The sequence below is a fragment of the Amycolatopsis sp. NPDC104863 genome (assembly GCF_055582965.1).
This window is the reverse complement of record NZ_JBVJOW010000002.1, coordinates 481907-501047: the sequence shown is the minus strand read 5'-3', so window position 1 is coordinate 501047 and position 19141 is coordinate 481907. Positions and strand designations below refer to the sequence as shown.

At 71.1% G+C, this 19141-nt stretch carries 21 protein-coding genes; 15 read left to right on the top strand and 6 right to left on the bottom strand.

All coding sequences use genetic code 11. The features are described from left to right. Nucleotides 1–3 precede the first annotated feature (3 nt). Genes tsaB through tsaD form a run of 3 tightly spaced genes read left to right on the top strand, consistent with a single transcriptional unit; the run spans nt 4 to nt 2191 of the window. Nucleotides 4–669, top strand: a complete 666-nt coding sequence (gene tsaB / locus ACZ63J_RS11765) for a tRNA (adenosine(37)-N6)-threonylcarbamoyltransferase complex dimerization subunit type 1 TsaB (RefSeq protein WP_465405820.1) — start codon at nt 4–6, stop codon at nt 667–669. Next, a complete protein-coding gene (rimI, locus tag ACZ63J_RS11760) occupies nt 666–1145 on the top strand; it encodes a ribosomal protein S18-alanine N-acetyltransferase (protein ID WP_465335917.1) in 480 nt (159 codons plus the stop codon). Before tsaB ends, rimI begins: the two co-directional genes overlap by 4 nt. Next, nucleotides 1145–2191 (top strand): tRNA (adenosine(37)-N6)-threonylcarbamoyltransferase complex transferase subunit TsaD, encoded by a 1047-nt coding sequence (gene tsaD, locus ACZ63J_RS11755; protein WP_465405818.1) that lies wholly within the window; start codon nt 1145–1147, stop codon nt 2189–2191. Before rimI ends, tsaD begins: the two co-directional genes overlap by 1 nt. 153 nt (nt 2192–2344) lie before the next feature. On the opposite strand, the gene wecB is transcribed toward tsaD, so the two are convergent. From wecB to ACZ63J_RS11740, 3 genes are all read right to left on the bottom strand, one after another. Further along, nucleotides 2345–3496: a non-hydrolyzing UDP-N-acetylglucosamine 2-epimerase gene (gene wecB / locus ACZ63J_RS11750; RefSeq protein ID WP_465309421.1), complete on the bottom strand. Its 1152-nt coding sequence runs from the start codon at nt 3494–3496 to the stop codon at nt 2345–2347. Between the two features lie 95 nt (nt 3497–3591). Beyond that, nucleotides 3592–3771 carry an LPXTG cell wall anchor domain-containing protein gene (locus tag ACZ63J_RS11745; RefSeq protein ID WP_465405816.1) on the bottom strand — a complete coding sequence of 60 codons (180 nt, stop codon included), beginning with the start codon at nt 3769–3771 and terminating at the stop codon, nt 3592–3594. Nucleotides 3772–3782: 11 nt separating this feature from the next. Beyond that, a complete protein-coding gene (locus tag ACZ63J_RS11740) occupies nt 3783–4547 on the bottom strand; it encodes a choice-of-anchor P family protein (RefSeq protein WP_465405814.1) in 765 nt (254 codons plus the stop codon). 331 nt (nt 4548–4878) lie between these two features. Between ACZ63J_RS11740 and xrtP the strand changes: the two genes are divergently transcribed. Further along, on the top strand, nt 4879–5418 hold the full coding sequence (gene xrtP / locus ACZ63J_RS11735) for an exosortase P (RefSeq protein WP_465405812.1): 540 nt from the start codon (nt 4879–4881) through the stop codon (nt 5416–5418). Continuing rightward, on the top strand, nt 5415–6791 hold the full coding sequence (locus tag ACZ63J_RS11730; RefSeq protein ID WP_465405810.1) for a glycosyltransferase family 2 protein: 1377 nt from the start codon (nt 5415–5417) through the stop codon (nt 6789–6791). The genes xrtP and ACZ63J_RS11730 overlap by 4 nt, the downstream gene beginning before the upstream one ends. 19 nt (nt 6792–6810) lie before the next feature. Here ACZ63J_RS11730 and ACZ63J_RS11725 read toward each other — a convergent pair whose 3' ends face one another. Beyond that, entirely contained in the window at nt 6811–8676 is a 1866-nt protein-coding gene (locus tag ACZ63J_RS11725; protein WP_465405808.1) for an N-acetylmuramoyl-L-alanine amidase, read from the bottom strand. 312 nt (nt 8677–8988) lie between these two features. On the opposite strand from ACZ63J_RS11725, the gene groES reads away from it, so the two are divergent. The 3 genes from groES (at nt 8989) to ACZ63J_RS11710 (ending at nt 11420) form a co-directional block, all read left to right on the top strand. Beyond that, nucleotides 8989–9282 carry a co-chaperone GroES gene (gene groES, locus ACZ63J_RS11720; protein WP_004559922.1) on the top strand — a complete coding sequence of 98 codons (294 nt, stop codon included), beginning with the start codon at nt 8989–8991 and terminating at the stop codon, nt 9280–9282. A gap of 98 nt (nt 9283–9380) precedes the next feature. Further along, a complete protein-coding gene (gene groL, locus ACZ63J_RS11715) occupies nt 9381–10994 on the top strand; it encodes a chaperonin GroEL (RefSeq protein ID WP_465405806.1) in 1614 nt (537 codons plus the stop codon). A gap of 174 nt (nt 10995–11168) precedes the next feature. After that, nucleotides 11169–11420: a hypothetical protein gene (locus tag ACZ63J_RS11710; protein ID WP_465405804.1), complete on the top strand. Its 252-nt coding sequence runs from the start codon at nt 11169–11171 to the stop codon at nt 11418–11420. A gap of 55 nt (nt 11421–11475) precedes the next feature. On the opposite strand, the gene ACZ63J_RS11705 is transcribed toward ACZ63J_RS11710, so the two are convergent. After that, nucleotides 11476–11796, bottom strand: a complete 321-nt coding sequence (locus ACZ63J_RS11705; RefSeq protein ID WP_026468909.1) for a WhiB family transcriptional regulator — start codon at nt 11794–11796, stop codon at nt 11476–11478. Between the two features lie 191 nt (nt 11797–11987). Between ACZ63J_RS11705 and ACZ63J_RS11700 the strand changes: the two genes are divergently transcribed. The 5 genes from ACZ63J_RS11700 (at nt 11988) to ACZ63J_RS11680 (ending at nt 16480) form a co-directional block, all read left to right on the top strand. After that, complete coding sequence (locus ACZ63J_RS11700; RefSeq protein ID WP_465335910.1) at nt 11988–12932, top strand: MerR family transcriptional regulator; 945 nt, start codon at nt 11988–11990, stop codon at nt 12930–12932. Between the two features lie 60 nt (nt 12933–12992). Continuing rightward, on the top strand, nt 12993–13853 hold the full coding sequence (locus ACZ63J_RS11695) for a hypothetical protein (protein ID WP_465405802.1): 861 nt from the start codon (nt 12993–12995) through the stop codon (nt 13851–13853). A gap of 131 nt (nt 13854–13984) precedes the next feature. Then, a complete protein-coding gene (locus ACZ63J_RS11690) occupies nt 13985–14581 on the top strand; it encodes a response regulator transcription factor (protein WP_003073605.1) in 597 nt (198 codons plus the stop codon). A gap of 384 nt (nt 14582–14965) precedes the next feature. Next, nucleotides 14966–15538 carry a sigma-70 family RNA polymerase sigma factor gene (locus ACZ63J_RS11685; protein WP_026468912.1) on the top strand — a complete coding sequence of 191 codons (573 nt, stop codon included), beginning with the start codon at nt 14966–14968 and terminating at the stop codon, nt 15536–15538. Then, nucleotides 15539–16480, top strand: a complete 942-nt coding sequence (locus ACZ63J_RS11680) for an anti-sigma-D factor RsdA (protein ID WP_465308780.1) — start codon at nt 15539–15541, stop codon at nt 16478–16480. A gap of 53 nt (nt 16481–16533) precedes the next feature. On the opposite strand, the gene ACZ63J_RS11675 is transcribed toward ACZ63J_RS11680, so the two are convergent. Further along, nucleotides 16534–16929 carry a DUF5319 domain-containing protein gene (locus ACZ63J_RS11675; protein WP_465308781.1) on the bottom strand — a complete coding sequence of 132 codons (396 nt, stop codon included), beginning with the start codon at nt 16927–16929 and terminating at the stop codon, nt 16534–16536. A 147-nt stretch (nt 16930–17076) separates the two neighbouring features. Here ACZ63J_RS11675 and guaB point away from each other — a divergent pair, with 147 nt between their 5' ends. Continuing rightward, on the top strand, nt 17077–18588 hold the full coding sequence (gene guaB, locus ACZ63J_RS11670) for an IMP dehydrogenase (protein ID WP_465405800.1): 1512 nt from the start codon (nt 17077–17079) through the stop codon (nt 18586–18588). A gap of 51 nt (nt 18589–18639) precedes the next feature. Continuing rightward, nucleotides 18640–19092, top strand: a complete 453-nt coding sequence (locus tag ACZ63J_RS11665; RefSeq protein WP_465405798.1) for a DUF3574 domain-containing protein — start codon at nt 18640–18642, stop codon at nt 19090–19092. Nucleotides 19093–19141: the final 49 nt, after the last annotated feature.

Sequence of the window (19141 nt, the reverse complement as noted above, 5' to 3'; positions counted from 1 at the left end):
ACCGTGTTGGTACTGGCGATCGATACCTCGACCCCGGCCGTGACCGCGGGCGTCGTCACGGTGGACGACGGCGGGGTCGAGACGCGCGGTGACCGCGTCACAGTCGACCCCCGAGCCCACGGCGAGCTGATCACCCCGCACGCGCTGGCCGCCGCCGAAGCCGCGGGAGTGTCCCTCAAGGACCTCGACGCGATCGTCGTCGGGGTCGGGCCGGGCCCGTTCACCGGCCTGCGCGCCGGGATGGCCACCGCCGCCGCGTTCGGGCACGCCCTCGGCATCCCGGTGTACCCCGTGTGCAGCCTCGACGCGCTGGCCGCCGACGTCGCCGCCGGAGAGGGCGCTTTCCTCGTCCTCACCGACGCCCGCCGCCGCGAGGTCTACTGGGCCGCCTACGACGCCGCGGGGAACCGGACCGACGGCCCGCACGTGCAGCGCCCGGCCGACCTCGGGACCGACGTCAAGGTCGCGGCCGGCGACGGCGCGGTGCTGTACGCCGCCGCGCTCGACGTCCGGCCGGTCGAGCCGCGCTTCCCGTCGCCCGCCGGGCTGGTGAAGGCCGCTCGGCGCGCGTTGCTGGCGAAGGAAACCCCCGCGCCGCTGACACCCCTCTACCTGCGCCGTCCCGACGCCGCCGAGCCCACGGCGCCGAAGCGGGTGACCACGCCGTGAGACTCGAGCCGCTGCGCCGACGGGACATCGCCCGGTGCGTCGAGATCGAGAAGATCCTCTTCCCCGGCGACGACCCGTGGAGCTCCCGGGCCTTCCACTCCGAGCTGGACATGGGCAACTTCTACCTCGCCGCGCGCCCGGACGAGGGGGACGAGCTGCTCGGGTACGCCGGGCTGGCCGTCGTCGGGCGCCGCCGCGGTGAGTACGAGGCGACCGTGCACACCATCGGCGTAGCGCCCGAGCACCAGCGCCAGGGCATCGGCAAGGCGCTGCTGCGGGCGCTGCTGGAGCGCGCCGACGAGTTCGAGGCCCCGGTGTTCCTCGAGGTCCGCACGGACAACAACTCGGCCCTCGCGCTGTACGAGAGCCACGGCTTCGAACGGCTCGGCATCCGGAAGCGCTATTACCAGCCTTCCGGCGCCGACGCGTACACGATGGTCCGCCCGGCGCGGACGCGAGACGGGGTGGCGGGCTGATGTCACGCATCATCATGGGCATCGAGAGCTCGTGCGACGAGACCGGCGTCGGCCTGGTCCGCCTGCACGACGACGGCGCGGTGGAGCTGCTCGCCGACGAGGTCGCCTCCAGCGTCGAGCAGCACGCGCGCTTCGGCGGTGTGGTGCCCGAGGTCGCCAGCCGCGCGCACCTCGAAGCGATGGTCCCGACGACTTCGCGGGCCTTCGAGAAAGCCGGGCTCGCACTGTCCGATGTGGACGCCATCGCGGTGACGGCCGGGCCGGGCCTGGCGGGCGCGCTGCTCGTCGGCGTCTCCGCGGCGAAGGCGTACGCGACGGCGCTGGACGTGCCGCTCTACGGCGTCAACCACCTGGCCGGGCACATCGCGGTGGACACGCTGCAGCACGGGCCGTTGCCGACGCCGTGCCTGGCGCTGCTGGTTTCCGGCGGGCACACGCAGCTGCTGCGCGTCGACGACATCGCGTCCGAGATCACCGAGCTGGGGTCCACTGTGGACGACGCGGCGGGTGAGGCGTACGACAAGGTCGCGCGCGTGCTCGGCCTGCCGTACCCGGGAGGTCCGCCGATCGACAAGGCGGCGAAGAACGGCAACCCGGCGGCGATCGCGTTCCCGCGCGGCATGACCGGCCCGCGCGACGCGAAGAACGACTTCTCGTTCTCCGGCTTGAAGACGTCGGTGGCGCGGTGGGTCGAAGGCGCCGTGCGGCGCGGCGACGAGATCCCGGTGGACGACGTCGCGGCGTCGTTCCAGGAAGCCGTCGCGGATGTGCTGACGATGAAGGCGATCCGCGCGGCCAAGGAGCAGGGGATCGGGACACTCGTGATTTCCGGTGGGGTGGCGGCGAACTCACGGTTGTCTTCGCTGGCGGCCGAGCGTTGTGCGGCGGCGGGCATCGAGCTGCGTGTGCCGCGGCCGCGGCTGTGCACGGACAACGGCGCCATGATCGCGGCTCTGGGTGCGCATGTGGTGGCGGCCAAGCGTCCGACTGCGGCTTTGGACTTCAGCGCGAATCCGGCTTTGCCGGTGTCAGTGGTCTCGCTCTAGGCTCGTCCGCCACCCCGCTCGCCCATTGTGACTACGGCCGGCGGCGCCGCGTCAAGGCGGGAAAGATGCCTTGACCCGGTGCCGCCGGCCGTGTTCTGGCTTCGGATCGGGGTTGCGGGGGGTGTGGGTGCCGGCCGTCTTCCGGCGCGCGCGTCAGGAAGCCGCGGCGTGTTTGTGGGCTGGCGTGCCCACACCCAGCAGCTCTTCGATCGCCGCGACTGCCAGTGCCGCCGCATCTCCCTCGCCGTAGGGGTTTCCGACCTGCGCTGGGCGTAGCTCGCCGGTCAGCAGGCGGGCCGCCGTGTCTGCGATGCGGGCCGTGTCCGTGCCGACCAGCCACGCGCACCCCGCCTCCACGACCTCCACGCGCTCCGTGACGTCGCGCAGGACCAGGACCGGGGTGCCGAACGTCGGCGCCTCCTCCTGGATGCCGCCCGAGTCCGTCAGCACCAGCGATGCCAGGCGCAGCGCGCGCACCAGGTCCGGGTACTCCAGCGGGTCCGTCACCGTCACCCTTGGGACGCCGTCCAGTGCGGCCTCCACCTGGCCGCGGACCTGTGGGTTCGGGTGCGCCGGGAACAGCACCTGCACGTCCGGGTGCTCGGCGACGATCAGCTGGACCGCGGCCAGCGTCCGCTCCAGGGGCTCGCCCCACGACTCGCGCCGGTGCGACGTGACGAGCACCAGCCGCTCGCCCGCCTCCGCGATCTCCATCTCCAGCAGCGCCAAAGCCGTGTCGCGCGCCGGGAGGTCGCGTGCCGCGATCTCCAGCACCGCGTCGACCACCGTGTTGCCCGTGACCGCGATCCGTTGCCGCGCAACGCCTTCCGAGCGTAACGCGGCCGCCGCGCCGAGCGTCGGGGCCAGGTGCAGCGCGGCCAGCCGGGACACCATCTGCCGCGCGCCCTCCTCCGGGAACGGCGCCGTGAGGTCGTGCGTGCGCAGCCCGGCCTCCAGGTGCACCACCGGGATGCCCAGCCAGAACGCGGCGAGCGCGCCGGCGAGCGCCGTTGTCGTGTCGCCCTGGACGACGAGCGCGGCCGGCGCGTGGCGGCGCAGGACGTCGTCGAGCGCGGGCAGAAGCCCCGCCACGAGCTCCGCCTGGCCGCCGGTGACGCGCGGCGGCACGTCCAGCCAGGCGTCCACGACCAGGCCGAACGGCGCCAGCGCCTGCTCGACCATGCCCGTGTGCTGGCCGCTGTGGACCAGGACCGGCCGCAGCGCCGGGTGCTCCTCCAGCGCCAGGGCCAAGGGCGCGAGCTTGAGGGCTTCCGGGCGCGTCCCGGCCAGCAACATCACATCCACCTCGCGGTGCCCCTTCTCCACATAGTCCAGTCTCCCGGAAATTCCTGACCGCGGCGGCCGCCGGCGTGCGAGGGGCACACGCCGGCGGCCCCAGCTCACTCCCGCGCCCGGGAGAGGCGGCGGTTGCGGCGGTGGACGGCGATCAGCGCGACGGTCCCGAGCAGGACCAGCAGCACTCCGACGGCCAGCCACCACCCGACGTCGGCGCCGGTGGCGGCGAGGGTGCCCACCCCGCCACCGGCCACGCCGACACCCGCGCCCGGCATCTTGTACATCCGGACCTCGCTCAGGCCTGGGCCGCGCGGCGGCGGTAGATGCGCGTCCCGACCGGCACGGCGATCGCGCCGAGCAGGCCGAGCCCGATCCACAGGCCGGGGCCGGAGGCCAGCGGCATCGGCGGCGCGGCCGGGCCGCAGGTCGCCGACGACACGATCACGTCACCCGAGCCGAGCGAGCCGACGACTCCGCCGAGCAGCTTCACGTGGAGGGCGTTGACCGTGAGGCTTCCGTCGCCGTTCTTGATCTGCTCGTTGAGGATGACCGTCGCGATGTTGATGCCCGCGACCGCGACCTTGACCTGCGTGTTCGGCGCCGGGTTGGCGTCGACCGCGCCGATGCTGCCCAGCTTCGCGTCGGCCAGCGTGCTGCTGCCCTTGACGCCTTCCTGGGTGGCGGTGCAGACGGCCTCGACGGTCTTGACCCCGACGGTGCCGAGCACCTTGAGCAGCGGCAGGCCGACGTCGGCCGTGGTGGCCTTCGCCGTCACCGCGCCGGAGTTCTCGTCGCGCGTGGCCTCGGTCTTGATCACCCCGGCGGTCAGGATGCCGGGCGCGGTCGCGCTCGCCAACGTGCTGGTCGTCGGCCCGGCGGTGCTGGCGGCCGCGAGCGGCCCCACGTGCACCGCGGGCTGGCCGAGCAGCGTCACGTCGACCTTGACGCCGTACGCGGATCCGTCGCCGGGCGCCGCCGAAGCGGGGGTCGCGCCGGCGAGCACAACGCTCGCCGCGACCGCGGCGAGCAGGCCGCCGCGGCGCACGAGGGAGCTCTTCATCAACTGATCCTCCGAATTCGCTGGGTTTCCCTGGAGATTCGCGTGACGGCGGCGCGGATCAACCGGTTTGCCTCGACTCGGCACGCGAATCGACTATCGCGAACAGTGGCTCGAATAGCACACAAAATTTCCCGAATCACCGGATCGGGTATTACCCGGCGAAGTTTCCGCAGGTCGTCGGTGAATCACCCGGACGGCCTAGCAAGTCGGCGGCCATTTCTGCCGAAAGGGCGGCTAAACCACACCTCCGGGTGGAACAACGGGTGGGTTGTGTCTTACGCTCGCCCGGGGTCCGCAGCTTGATCCGAGAATCGACACCGAGGGGAACGTCGTGGCCGTAGCGAGCGCTCCGAACCCAGGTACAGCGCGGTTTCCGCTGATCATCGCGCTGAGTGCGCTGGCCGCCGCGGGAGCGGCGGTGGTGCTGACCGAGCGGTTCTACCGGGAACTGGAAGTGCGGCTCGCCGGCGCGATCCTCAACGTCATCACTACATCGGGTGTTTATGTGGCCCCGGATCGGGAGGCTGTTTACTTTGGGTTGGGCAGCGCTACTCCGTTCGGGTTGAGAATGACCCCGGAATGTTCTTCCGCGTTCCTTTTGCTGCCACTGCTCGTTGTGACGATGGCGATGCTGTACTTCCGGCCGGCCAATGCGAAACGCCTCTTCTTTTCCCTCGGCATTTCCGCGCTCGTCGTCGTGCTGGTGAACCAGCTGCGCATTCTCACCATCGTCGGGCTGGTGCACGGGTACGGCACCGACGAGGGGTACTACTGGGGTCACACGCTGCTCGGCTCGATGGTCAGCGTGTTCGGTGGCGCGGTCTCCCTCGTCCTGTTCGTCTGGCTGGCCACGCGGAAGAAGAAGGCATGAGCGTCCAGGTCCTGCTGGCGGTCACCCAGGCGTTCGCGCTCACGATGAGCGTGGCGTTCCTCGTCTACGTCGTGGTGATCGTGGTCCCGTACCTGCGCCGCAAGCCGGGGCCGGTCGGCGACCCGGCCGACTTCACCTGGCACTTCTTCGTGCCCTGCCGCGACGAGCAGACCGTCATCCGCGAGACCGTGCGCTACCTGCGCACGACGTTCCGCAAGGCGCACGTCTGGGTCGTCGACGACGACTCCGACGACCGCACCGCCCGCGTCGTCCGGATGCTGTGGCGGCGCCACGGCGGTTACGACCCGTACCTGCACCTGGTGCCGCGCGTGCGGCCCGAGGCGAGAACCGGCAAAGGTGACGCCCTCAACGCCGCCTACCGGGCGCTCAACGACTGGATGGGCCCGGACGCGACCCGCGACGACGTCGTCGTGGTGGTCGTGGACGCCGACGGCCGCCCTGCCCCGAACTGCCTGGAGGTCTGCGCGGCGGACCACCTCTTCGGCGACGCGGAGATCGGCGCGGTCCAGCTCGACGTGTGGATGAGCAACGTCGGGACACCACCGCCGTCACGCAACCCGGTCGGGCGATGGTTCGGCCTCAAGCTCGCCCAGCTGCAGGACCTGGAGTTCCGGACGGCGATCGCGGCGATCCAGACGTCGCGCGGCTTCACCGGCACGATCTCCATGGGCGGCAACGGCCAGTTCACCCGGCTCACCGCGCTCGACTCCATCGCCGGCCCCGGCGAAGAGCCGTGGCGCGGCTCGCTGCTGGAGGACTTCGAGCTGGGCGTGCACCTGCTCACCGAGGGCTGGCGCACCGGGTTCACGCCGGATTCCCATGTGGCGCAAGAAGGTCTGTACAGCCTGCGGCGGTTCCTGGTGCAGCGCACGAGGTGGGGCCAGGGCACCATGCAGTGCGCGCGCTACCTGCGGCGGATCTGGGACTCGCCGCACGTCAGCACGCTCGGCGCGGCGGAGATGATGTACTACCTCGCCCAGCCGTGGCTGCAGCTGCTCGGCTCGCTGCTGTACCCGATCCCGTTCATCCTGCTGGTGGTGAGCACCGCGGGCGACCCGGCGCAGATGTGGACGTGGTTCACCGGCGGCGCGTGGATCCTCTTCGCCATCTACGGCTCGTTCGGGCTGCTGCCGTTCCTCGTCTGGGGCCCGATCTACCAGCTGAAGTGCTTGCGCAGCAAGAACATCCTGCGCGGGATCGGGCTGGGGTTCGCCTATGCGGCGTACATCTACACGTTCTACGTGACGTCGTGGCGAGCTCTGTTCCGGCTGGTTCGCGGCCGCAACGGCTGGGCGAAGACGCGCCGCAACACCGAACAGGCGGCCGGGGCGAAGGTCGCGCTCGACGCGTGAGCGCGACCTTCGCTTTCGGTCAGAACGCCGGGAGGATCCGGACGTCGTCCGCCTTGACGAACGCGATCCGGTGCCCGAACTGGATCTGGACGTACCGGAGCTTGCCCTTCACGACCACATGGTCGGCCACGTCGAACGTGGTCGCCGAGTAGTACTCCGAGCCGACCGTGCCGGCCGAGGAGTACTTCTGCCCGGCTGCCAGCGTGTACGGCAGCGGCGTGATGGCCTGCGGCGTGAGGTTCGCCGGGTAGGCCTCGGGCTCGGGGTACGCGCGGCCGTAGACGGGCACGGTCGCGAGGCCCGGCTTCGGCGTGACGACCCAACCGATCGCGGGCTTGGCGACGCGAGCGTTGCGCGGGTTGTGGAACCAGCCCTTCTGTCCGAGGTACCAGATCGCCGTCCAGTCACCACGGACTTCGGCGACGGCGTACTGCTGCCCGGTCGCGGCGCGGCTGCCGACGTCGGCGACGTCCATGGTGGACGCCGTGCCCTTCGGGTGCAGGCCGATGTCGACGAGCAGCGGCGACGTCTCACTGGGCTCCGAGTGCAGCACGACGGCCTCGGAACCCCGGGCGGCGCAGGAGGCTCCGGCGGTGTCGCAGCCGGTGAAGATCGGCTGGTTCTTCGCGAAGTCCGGCTTGATGGTGACCAGCGACGAGCCGGGCAGCCCGAACCCGCCGAGCGGCGCGCCCAGCAGGTCGAAGTAGTGCGACCAGTCCCAGTAGGGGCCCGGGTCCCAGTGCATGCCCGCGATGGTCGACGGGATCGTGCCCGGCACGTTGTCGTGGCCGATGATGTGCGCGCGGTCCAGCGGGATGTCGTACTTGCGCGCGAGGTAGCCGACGAGCTTCGCGCTCGAGCGGTACATCGCCTCGGTGTACCAGGTGCCCTTCGCGGCGAAGCCCTCGTGCTCGACGCCGATGGACTTCGCGTTGACGTACCAGTTCCCGGCGTGCCAGGCGACGTCCTTGGTCGGCACGTGCTGCGCGATCAGGCCGTCGTTGGAGCGGACGGTGTAGTGCCAGCTCACGTACGTCGGGTCCTGGGCGAGCTTGAGGACGCTGTCCCAGTAGCCCTCGGTGTCGTGGATGACGATGTGGTCGATCTTCTGGCTGACCGGGCGGTTGGCGAGGTCGTGGTTGCCGTAGTCGTCGTTCGGCAGCTCCTGGTAGGGAGCCGGGACGGACTCGCACGTGACGGTCCGGGGGCACTCGACGTTCGCCGGGTTCCCGGGGTGCTGCCTCGCGGCGGTGTCCGGCGTCGCAGCGAGGGTGACCTGCTGGCCGTCGTCGGTGGTGCGGCTCATGCCGGTCTTGATGGTGTCGAAGACCTCGTCGGCGAACGTCTGGGCGGCGTCGCCGGTGGAGCCGCTGTACTGCGCGACCGCGTCGTACCAGTCGGGCTTCGCTGCGTGGTACTTCGCGAGGAGGGCGGCTCCGCCGCGGATGTTCTGCGTGGGGTCGGTGCGGAGGGTCTCGGCTTTTTGTCCCGTGAGCTGCGCGGCTTCGTCGATCGTCTGCAGGCCCTGGGGCGGGGCGGCGGGCCCTGCCTGTGGGTGCAGCGCGGGGCGCGCGTCGTCGCCGCGCGGGTCCTCGGTGCCTTCGTCGTGGTGGCTGGTCGCCACTCCCGCTTCGCGCACGTCCGTGAGGTGCATCGGGCCGTAGCCGGCGGCGGTGCTGGGTGTGCCTGCGTTCGTGTCCCAGCGGGACTCCAGGTAGGAGACGCCCAGGAGGACGTTCTCGGGGACGCCGAACTCCTTCGCGGCCGCCGTGAAGTCGTGTTGGCGTTGGCTGGTGGTGTCGGCTTGCGCGGGTGCGGCGGCCAGGCCGGTGAGGAGGGTGGCCGCGGCGATGAGTGCTGCGGATCTCGGGAGGGACATGGGCATAAACCCCCAGGGTTCAGGTGCCAGACGGTGAGAACCTAACCAGAAACTCACGCTGGGGGTAGAGGCCATCCCTCGCTGCCCGGTGTTGACTGCGGCAGGGACGAGGGGCGGGGGTGGTGTAGGGCTTGCCGCCGGTCAGGGCCCTGCCGGGCTCGTTCCACACGCTCGTGGGCACCCTCCTTGCACGACTGGCACTCACGTGGCTAGAGTGCTAATCGCACGGCCCGACAGCCCCGGCACCCGCGACGGCGGGGGTGGTAGAGCCGTAACCACATCCTGCCAACGCTTTCGACGACCGTGGAGGTCAACCCGGTGAGCGTGAACATCAAGCCGCTCGAGGACAAGATCGTTGTCCAGACGAGCGAGGCCGAGGAGACGACCGCTTCCGGCCTCGTCATCCCCGACACCGCCAAGGAGAAGCCCCAGGAGGGCAAGGTTCTGGCCGTGGGCCCGGGCCGGATCGACGACAAGGGCAACCGCGTCCCGCTGGACGTGAACGTCGGCGACGTCGTCATCTACTCCAAGTACGGCGGCACCGAGGTCAAGTACAACGGTGAGGACTACCTCATCCTGTCCGCCCGCGACGTGCTGGCCGTCATCAACTGACGTCCGCTCGCAGCGCATGACGCCCCGGGCCCCGCACAACGCCGGGGAGCGGGGCGTTCTTGCGTTCTGGACCCACCGAAAGGTAAGCGGAAAACGCTATGCCCAAGCAGATCAGTTTCGACGAGGACGCTCGTCGCGCGCTGGAGCGCGGGGTGGACAAGCTCGCCAACGCGGTCAAGGTCACCCTTGGCCCGCGCGGTCGCCACGTCGTGCTCGACAAGAAGTTCGGCGGCCCGACCATCACCCTCGACGGCGTGACCGTCGCGCGTGAGATCGAGCTCGACGACCCGTTCGAGAACCTCGGCGCGCAGCTCGCCAAGAGCGTCGCCACCAAGACCAACGACGTCGCCGGTGACGGCACGACGACCGCGACCGTGCTCGCGCAGTCGCTGGTGAAGGTCGGCCTGCGCAACGTCGCGGCCGGCGCCAACCCGACCTCGGTCGGCCGTGGCATCGAGGCCGCCGCGGAGAAGGTCATCGAGGTCCTCAAGGCCAAGGCCACCCCGGTCAAGGGCCGCGAGAACATCGCCCAGGTCGGCACCGTCACCTCGCGTGACGCCAACATCGGCGCCCTGCTCGGCGAAGCCGTCGAGAAGGTCGGCGAAGACGGCGTCATCACCATCGAGGAGTCGTCGACCCTGGCGACCGAGCTGGTGATCACCGAGGGTGTCCAGTTCGACAAGGGCTTCCTCTCGGCGCACTTCGCGACCAACCCGGAGGAGCAGAAGGCGATCCTCGAGGACGCCTACATCCTGCTCGTCCGCGAGAAGGTCTCGTCGCTGGCCGAGCTGCTGCCGGTGCTCGAGAAGGTCGTCGAGGCCAAGAAGCCGCTGCTCATCATCGCCGAGGACGTCGACGGCGAAGCGCTGTCCACCCTCGTGGTGAACTCGCTGCGCAAGACCATCACCGCCGTCGCGGTCAAGGCGCCGTTCTTCGGCGACCGCCGCAAGGCGTTCCTGGACGACCTCGCGGTCGTCACCGGCGGCGAGGTCATCTCCTCGGAGATCGGCCGCAAGCTGGCCGACGTCGACCTCGGCGCGCTGGGCAAGGCCCGCCGGATCGTCGTCACCAAGGACGACACCACGATCGTCGACGGTGACGGCACCAAGGACGCCATCGCCGGGCGGGTCGCGCAGATCCGCAAGGAGATCGAGACGACCGACTCCGACTGGGACCGCGAGAAGCTGCAGGAGCGGCTCGCGAAGCTCGGCGGCGGCGTCGCGGTCATCAAGGTCGGCGCGGCCACCGAGACCGAGCTGAACGAGCGCAAGCACCGCATCGAGGACGCCGTGGCTTCGACCAAGGCGGCCGTCGAGGAGGGCATCCTGCCCGGCGGCGGTTCGGCGCTGGTCCACGCGGTCAAGGAGCTCGAAGACGGCCTCGGCCTCGAGGGCGACGAAGCGACCGGTGTCCGCATCGTGCGCGACGCGCTGTCCGCCCCGCTGTTCTGGATCGCGACCAACGCGGGCCACGAGGGCGCGGTCATCGTCAACAAGGTCCGGGAGCAGGGCTGGGGCCACGGCTTCAACGCCGCGACCGGCGAGCTGACCGACCTGCTGGCCGCCGGCATCGTCGACCCGGTCAAGGTGACCCGGTCCGCGGTGGCGAACGCCGCTTCGATCGCGCGTCTCGTGCTGACGACGGAGTCGTCGGTCGTCGAGAAGCCGGTCGAGGAAGAGCCCGCCGCGGCGGGCCACGGCCACTCGCACTGATTTTCGCCGGAACGGGGCGGCACTCCTGCTGGGGTGCCGCCCCGTTTTCGTTTCGGAAGACCGGGGGAGCGCCGTGCGCAGGATCGAGACGGCGATCGACATCGAGGCGGCGCCGGACGCGCCGAAGCCGGCGAGACGCTCGAGCTCGACATGCGGCCACCCGGCGGGAAGCTGATGACGCACCGGCCCGTCGTCCTGGTCGCGACGCCCGGCCGTGAGCCGGCCTGGCTCGGCAAGGCGCCCGCGGGGCTGTTCACCGCGCGGCACGAGTTCCGCCTCGAACCCCGGGACGGCGGCACCCGGCTCAGCCAGTCCGAGGACTGCACCGGCCTGCTCGTGCCGTTCCTCCGGGGCACGCTCGACCGGACCGAGGTCGGCTTCCGCAGGCTGGACGAAGCGCTCAAGCACCGCGTCGAAGGCCGGTAGACAGCACGAAGGGCGGCACCCCACCCGGTGCCGCCCTCCGATGTCTGTGGGGCGCTCAGCCGCCGGACATGCTGAGCGCGCGCTTGTCGGACTTGATGAGGTGCTCCCGCTCGGACTCCGAGAGGCCGCCCCAGATGCCGTAGGGCTCGTGCACCGCCAGCGCGTGGCTGCGGCACATCTCCAGGACGGGGCAGCTCAGGCAGACCGCCTTAGCCCTGGCCTCCCGCCGTGCCCGCGCCGGGCCGCGCTCGCCGTCCGGGTGAAAGAAGGACGCGCTGTCCATCCCCCGGCACGACCCCTCGAGCTGCCAGTCCCACATGTCGGCGTTGGGTCCTGGGAGCCTGCGCGTGTCTGCCATCCTGACCGCCTCCGTCATTCGGTCGATGCCGCTAGCTGCTCTGCTGTGGTGCCGATACTCCATTCGGTGCAACGGCGGTAACGTTAGAAGCGCGCCAATAGTTGTTCAAGCGATTCGGTTCGATTCAGCCGTTAGGCATCCCCCGGATGTGTGAGCTGGGGTTTCGCCTCCGGTTGCCGACTGCGCTGAGTGCCTGGATATTGAGGCTCGTGGGAGCTGGGTCGGGTACCGAAGAACCCACCCTGCCGGTGGCCTCGGTCGCCCGCCGGCTCGGGGTCGCGCCGTCCACCCTCAGAACTTGGGACCGGCGCTACGGGCTCGGCCCCAGCCGCCACACCGACGGCCGGCACCGCCGCTACGGCACCTCCGACATCGGCCGTCTGGAACTCATGCAACGCGCGCTCCTGAGCGGGGCGTCGACGGCCGAGGCCGCCCGGTACGCGCTGGAGCAGATGCCGCGGTCCGGCCCGCCCCAGCCGGAGGAGCCCGACGAGCCCCCGGGAGTGCCCGGCGCCGACGACGGCCTCGAGGTCCGCTCCCGCCTGGCCCGCCGCCTGAGCACGGCGGCGCTCGCGATGGACGTGGGCGCGGTCCAGCGCATGCTCGCGGACACGATCGCCGAGCTCGGCGTCCTGCCGGCGTGGACGGGCGTGATCGAGCCGGTGCTCTCGGCCCTGGGTGCCCGCTGGCGAGGCGCGAGCGCGGGCGCGGAGGTGGAGTACCTGCTGGCCGAGTGCGTGTTCGCGGCGCTGGTCCGCGCGACCCCGGTCCTCGACGAGCCCCGCAACACGAGGCCGGTGCTCCTGGGGTGCGTCCCGGAGGAGCGCGACACGATGCCGATGTACGCACTGGCGGCGTCCTTGGCGGGCCGGCGGATCGGGGCGCAGCTGTTCGGGGTGGCGCTGCCGGCGGAGGTCCTGGCGGTGGCGGTCCGGAGGAGTGCCCCGGCGGCGGTGGTGCTGTGGGCGCATCGGCGGGGGGTGGCGGACACGAGGTTGTTCGCCCGGGTCTCCCGCGGGCGGCAGCGGAGCCGGTTGTTCGCCTGCGGGCCGGGGTGGGATCCGGCGGGACTGCCGGACAAGGTGGAGCTGCTGACGGACCTGCCGGGAGCGGCGGACCGCATCGAGCACGTCCTCGTCGGCGGACGCCACTGAGCCGGGTCGCTCGGTGAGTTCGATCATGATTCTGTCGGTGGGTACCGCTAGAAAGGACGGGTGCACGAACCCGCCCTCAGGACCGCAGCCTTCGGGAGTGACCCCCTGCCCGACCCGGCCGCCCTCCGAAGCGGCGGCAACGACACCCCCAAAGCCCCCCTGCTCGCCGCGATCGTCCTCGGCGCCCAGGGCCGCTACGCCGCCGCTGCGACGCTCCTGGTGGCTCTCCGGCGGCACCACGACCCCCTCCTGTCCTCCCTGGCCGCCAGCACCCTCGGCGCGCACCGGCGGCAGCTGGGCGGCCACCGGCAGGCCCGCGCCCTCGACGGCGAAGCCCTCGCGAAGGCCGCCGGCCTCGACACGCCCCCCGACCCCGACGGCCTCGACGCCCGGGGAGCCAGAGCCGACGCCTACCTCGGCCTCGCCGCCGACAACCTCGCCCTGGGGCGCCTCCGAGCCGCGAGGCGGCTCGCCGCCAGGGCCGGAGCCGAGGACGACCGCTGGCGAACCCGGGTCCGCGGTGGGTGGGTCGGCGCCGAGATCGAGCTCGCCGCAGGTCAGGGCGCCGACGCCGTGCCCCATGCCGAACGCGCTTTCGAAACCGCGCAGGCCCGGGGTGCGCGGCGGCACGCCGTGAAATCCGGGATTGTGCTGGCAGTCGCCCTGCTGGCGGCCGGAGCCCCCGATCACCGGAACATTTCGGACGACCTTGTCGGAAAGGCAATGGCGACTGCCGAGGAATGCGAACTGCTTTCACTTTTGTGGCCCGCGGCCCTCGTCGCGGCCGATCTGCGCCCAGGACACGCCGAGGAGTATCGATTCAGAGCCGCCCAGGTGTTGCACGCAGTGTTACGAAGCGCAGATCCTTGCGGGAGGAGGATCGCGGGGGAATCCCCATGGGTGCCCGCCCCGGGTGGTTGAGCCGTCGGAATGGGGTGTTCCGGCATCCGGGCTAAGAAGTTTCAAAAAAAGCCACCGGATCGTGTCAAGGTTCGGGCTAAAGCGTCCGATAGGGGAAGTGGAATGTCACCCGGCTGCAGGAAGGAAACCCCGTGACGACGGTCTTGATCTGCGATGACCGACGCAGTGTCCGTGAAGGGCTCACCCGAGTGATGTCCGCGGTCCCTGGGGTCAGTCGCATCGACTGCGTAGCGCACGGTGACGAGCTGCTGGCCCGGTACTCCCGTCAGCCCGTCGACGTCGTGCTGGTCGGGACGCAACGCGCGGTCCCGACAGGTGTCGAAGCCACTCGACGGCTCGTCTCCGCGAACCCCCAGGCGAACGTCATCGTCTTCGGCGCCCCCGACGACGCCGGCAGCATCGCCGCCGCCATCGCCGGCGGCGCCCGTGGCTACCTCCGCTGGGACGCGTCCCGGCCGGAGCTGGTCGCCGCGCTGGCCCACACCCTCGCGAGCACCTCGGTGCCCGCGCCCCGTCAGCCGTCCGACCCGGGCGTCCAGCTGACCGAGCGCGAGCTTCAGGTGCTCCGCGGGATGAGCCAGGGCAAGAGCAACGGCCAGATCGGCCGCGAGCTGTACCTGTCCGAGGACACGGTCAAGACCCACGCCCGGCGGCTGTTCCGCAAGCTCGGCGTGCGCGACCGCGCGCAGGCCGTGGCGCACGGCTTCCGCCGCGGCCTGGTCAGCTGACCGGTTCCACGGCACTCTCCTCGATCCTGACACGGCCGGAATACAGGTGACACGGGCCAGGGCGCACCGCCCTGGCCCGTACCTGTGTGGTCCCCATCACATTCCGGCGCCCTTCGGGGCAGCCTCACGGCGGTTCTCAGCCCCGGCACCCGGCGGATCTCGTACCCGCGACGCCGCTCGCTCGTTGAACGACGAAGCCGACCGCGGGTCCGCAGGACAACCCGCATTTTTGCGGCTCCGGCAGCCGCGGCGCGCCGGGGAACACCGCGCGCGTCGCTCCGTTGCCGGCCGCAGGTACGGTAGCGGTCACCGGCGCGCGGTGCAGGGCAACCACGAACCGGACTCTTTGCACGCCTACACGTAACACTGGGACTGTTGTCTGCGATGGCCAATGTGGGGGATGGACTGGATGAACCGGTCGCCGCTGCTGTCGAGGGAGATCCCCAGGCAGTGGAGCGGCTGCTGGCTGCTATCCGTCCACTGGTAGTGCGGTATTGCCGCGCCCGGGTTGGCAGGCAGGAGCGATCCTTCGCTTCGGCGGACGACGTTGCGCAGGAGGTGTGTCTCGCGGTGCTAACGGCATTGCCCTCGTACCGCGACCAAGGCCGCCCGTTCCTGGCGTTCGTCTACGGGATCGCCCAGCACAAGGTGGCCGACGCGCACCGCGCGGCGGCGCGCAACCGAGCCGAACCGGTGGCCGAGATCCCCGACGAGGTCGAAGGCGGGGTCGGTCCCGAGCAGCGGGCGCTGCAAGGTGAGCTCAACGAGCGGATGTCCCAGTTGTTGCAGGTGCTGCCGGACAAGCAGCGGGAGATCGTGGTGTTGCGCGTGGTGGTCGGCCTGTCGGCGGAGGAGACCGCGGACGCGGTCGGCTCGACGCCCGGCGCGGTCCGCGTCGCCCAGCACCGCGCCCTCGCGCGGCTGAGAAAGGTCCTGGCCGCGGAGGAGGTGATCTGAGTGACCGGTCCTGAGAAGAGCTACGACCCGGACGACGTCTTCGGCAGTGGCCTGTCGTCGTCGGAGGCGGAGTTCGCCGCCGATCTGTCGGCGGTGCAAGCCGACGACGCATTGCTCGACGCGCTCGGCGGGTCCGACCCGGCGCTGGCCGACGGTCTCGGAGACCAGGAGCTCAACGCGTTGCTGGTCGCGTGGCGAAGAGACATCGACAGTGAGCCCCTGGCCGAACTCGTCGACGTCGACACCGCCGTGCGGACCGTCAACACCGCCGCTCTCGCGAGGCGGCATTCTTCGAGCGGACGCCGCCGCAGGCTGCTCGTCCCCGTAGCCGTCGCCGCCGCTGTGCTGGCGATCGCGTTCACCGGGACCGGGCTGGCCGCGCGCTCCGCGCAACCCGGCGACACCCTCTGGGGTCTCGCGAAGGTCCTCTACTCCGATCACACGCGCTCGGTCGAAGCGGCCGCGAACGCGAAGCTCGACCTCGAGAAGGCCAACCTGGCCATCGCCGGCGGCAACCTCGACGCCGCCCGCGAAGCCCTCGACGCCGCGCAGGCCGCGTTGTCGCAGGTCAGCGACGAAGACAACCGTGACCAGCTGCTGGAGCAGCACCGGCAGCTCGCCGCCCAGCTCCAGAACCCGGAAGCGCCGGTCCAGGGCCCGATCCAGACCTCTTCGCCGCAGGTGCCGCCGGGCGGTGCCACGTCGTCGCAGGTGCCGCCGGCCGGCTCGGCGACGTCCATCCCCGGCAGTGGCAGCGGCACGACCAGCCTGCCGGGCAGCGGGACGCCGACCCCGACGCCCCCGCCGCCGACCACCACGCTGCCGCCGCCGACCACCGAGCCGCCGCCGACCAGCACGGCCGCGAGCGGCAACGACCCCGGCACGAACACCGGCCGCAGCGAGTCCTCGGTCGGTGGCCAGAGCGTCGGCGAAGGCCAGTAAGAACCCACGAAAAAGCCCTGGTGAGCAAGCTCACCAGGGCTTTTTTGGTGGAGTCAGTAGGCGCTTTCGTTGGCCGTGACGCCGTCGGCGAAGCCGCGGCAGTAGTCCCAGCTCACGTAGTCGCCGGGGTTCGGGTCGAAGGCCGGCTCGTGCGGCCGCATCCGCCCGTCGGCCAGCAGCTGCTCCAGGCTGGCCCGCAGCAGGTGCCAGTCGTGGTAGTGCGGTTCGTCGCACTCACCGCAGTCGACGACGATCCCGCGGACCCCGCGGGGCTCGAGGAGCGCCTGGTAGACGGCCAGATCCGAGAGGTCGGCCAGCAGCTCGGTGCGTTCTTGGTCGCTGATCGGCTCGTCCAGCCGGTCCTCGTCGTCGCCGAAGGCGCGGGCCGGGTCGTCCGGGTCGTCCGCGAACGGGTCTGGAGGCAATACATCATGCGCCACGGCCTGCACGGTACCGGGCGCTCCCGGCGCCTCGCCCACCGCCCGGGGCAGGGCGTGACGGCGGATATCATGAGGGGAAGGCTCCGAGTCGCCAGTTGATCTTGATCAGACACAGCGACCCCGCTCATCCCGCGCCAGGAAGGCCCTTCACCCGCTATGACCAGCGACGGCATCACCGCCCCCGTGCCGGCCAAGTTCGCCATGCTCGGCCTGACCTTCGACGACGTGCTGCTGCTGCCGGCCGAATCGGACGTCGTGCCCAGCGCGGTGGACACCAGCACGCGGCTGACCCGGAACATCACCCTCGGCATCCCGCTGGTCTCCGCCGCGATGGACACCGTCACCGAAGCGCGGATGGCGATCGCCATGGCCCGCCAGGGCGGCATCGGCGTGCTCCAGCGCAACCTCCCGATCGACGAGCAGGCCGCCGCCGTCGAGGTGGTGAAGCGGTCCGAGGCGGGCATGGTCACCGACCCGGTCACCTGCGCGCCCGACGCCACGCTGGCCGAGGTCGACGCCCTGTGCGCGAAGTTCCGCATCTCCGGGGTCCCGGTGACCGACGCCTCTGGCGCGCTGGTGGGCATCATCACCAACCGCGACATGCGGTTCGAGGTGGACCACAGCCGCCCGGTGTCCGAGGTCATGACGAAGCCGCCGCTGGTCACCGCGCAGGTCGGGGTGTCCGCGGACGCCGCGCTCGGCCTGCTGCGCCGGCACAAGATCGAGAAGCTGCCGATCGTCGACGGCGCGGGCAAGCTGCGCGGGCTGATCACGGTCAAGGACTTCGTGAAGACCGAGCAGTACCCGAAGGCGACCAAGGACCCGGACGGCCGCCTGATCGTCGGCGCCGCGGTCGGCGTCGGCCCGGACGGCCACAAGCGCGCGATGGCCCTGGCCGACGCGGGTGTCGACGTCCTGATGGTCGACACCGCGCACGGGCACTCCCGCGCGGTCGTCGAGACCGTCTCGCTGCTGAAGAAGGAGCTGGGCGACGCCGTCGACATCGTCGGCGGCAACGTCGCGACCCGGGCGGGCGCGCAGGCGCTGGTCGACGCGGGCGCGGACGGCGTCAAGGTCGGCGTGGGCCCGGGCTCGATCTGCACCACCCGGATCGTCGCGGGGGTCGGCGTCCCGCAGATCTCCGCGATCTTCGAGGCCGACCAGGCGTGCCGCCCGGCGGGTGTCCCGGTGATCGGCGACGGCGGCATCCAGTACTCCGGCGACATCGCGAAGGCGATCGCGTCCGGCGCGTCCACCGTGATGCTGGGCAGCCTGCTGGCCGGCACGGCGGAGTCGCCCGGTGACCTGATCCTGGTCAACGGCAAGCAGTTCAAGGTCTACCGCGGCATGGGCTCGCTCGGCGCGATGCAGTCGCGGGGCCAGGCGAAGTCGTACTCGAAGGACCGCTACGCCCAGGACGACGTGCTGAGCGAGGACAAGCTGGTCCCCGAAGGCATCGAGGGCCGGATCCCGTTCCGCGGGCCGCTGGCCAACGTCGTGCACCAGCTCGTCGGCGGCCTGCGCTCGGGCATGGGTTACGCGGGCGCGAACACGATCGCGGAGCTGCAGGACGCGCAGCTGGTCCGGATTACCGCGGCCGGGCTCAAGGAGAGCCACCCGCACGACATCACGATGACCGTCGAGGCGCCGAACTACACGACCCGCTAGGCCGCCCTTTCGGTCGTTCCGCCCCTGGTCATGGGCCGTGAGACTCGGCCCATGACCAGGATTTCACGACGGACACTGGTGGCCACGGCCGCCGCGGCGGCGCTGCTGGGAGTCGGCGGCGGGGCAGCGGCCTCGGCGTCGGACACCCCGGCGGCCCCGCAGGTCCAGCAGTCGCCGGGCGAGATCTGGAAGCGCACCGATCTCTACTTCGGCACCGGCAAGCCGGACGGCACCGAGGTGACCGACCGCGAGTTCGCCGCCTTCTCCGACCGGGAGATCACCCCGGCGTTCCCGGACGGCTTCACCCGCCTCGACGGCAGCGGCCAGTGGCGCGGCGGGTCCGGGACGATCGTCCGGGAACACACCCATGTGGTCGTACTGCTCTACCCGTTCGCCGACCGCGACGCCGAGCGGGAGATCGAAGGGCTGCGTGCCGACTACAAAAAGCAGTTCCACCAGGAGTCCGTACTGCGTTCGGACTCAGTGGAGAAGGTCTCTTTCTGAGTTTTCGTGACCTAGAGTGCTTACGGTAATCGGCCTATCGCCTTGCGTG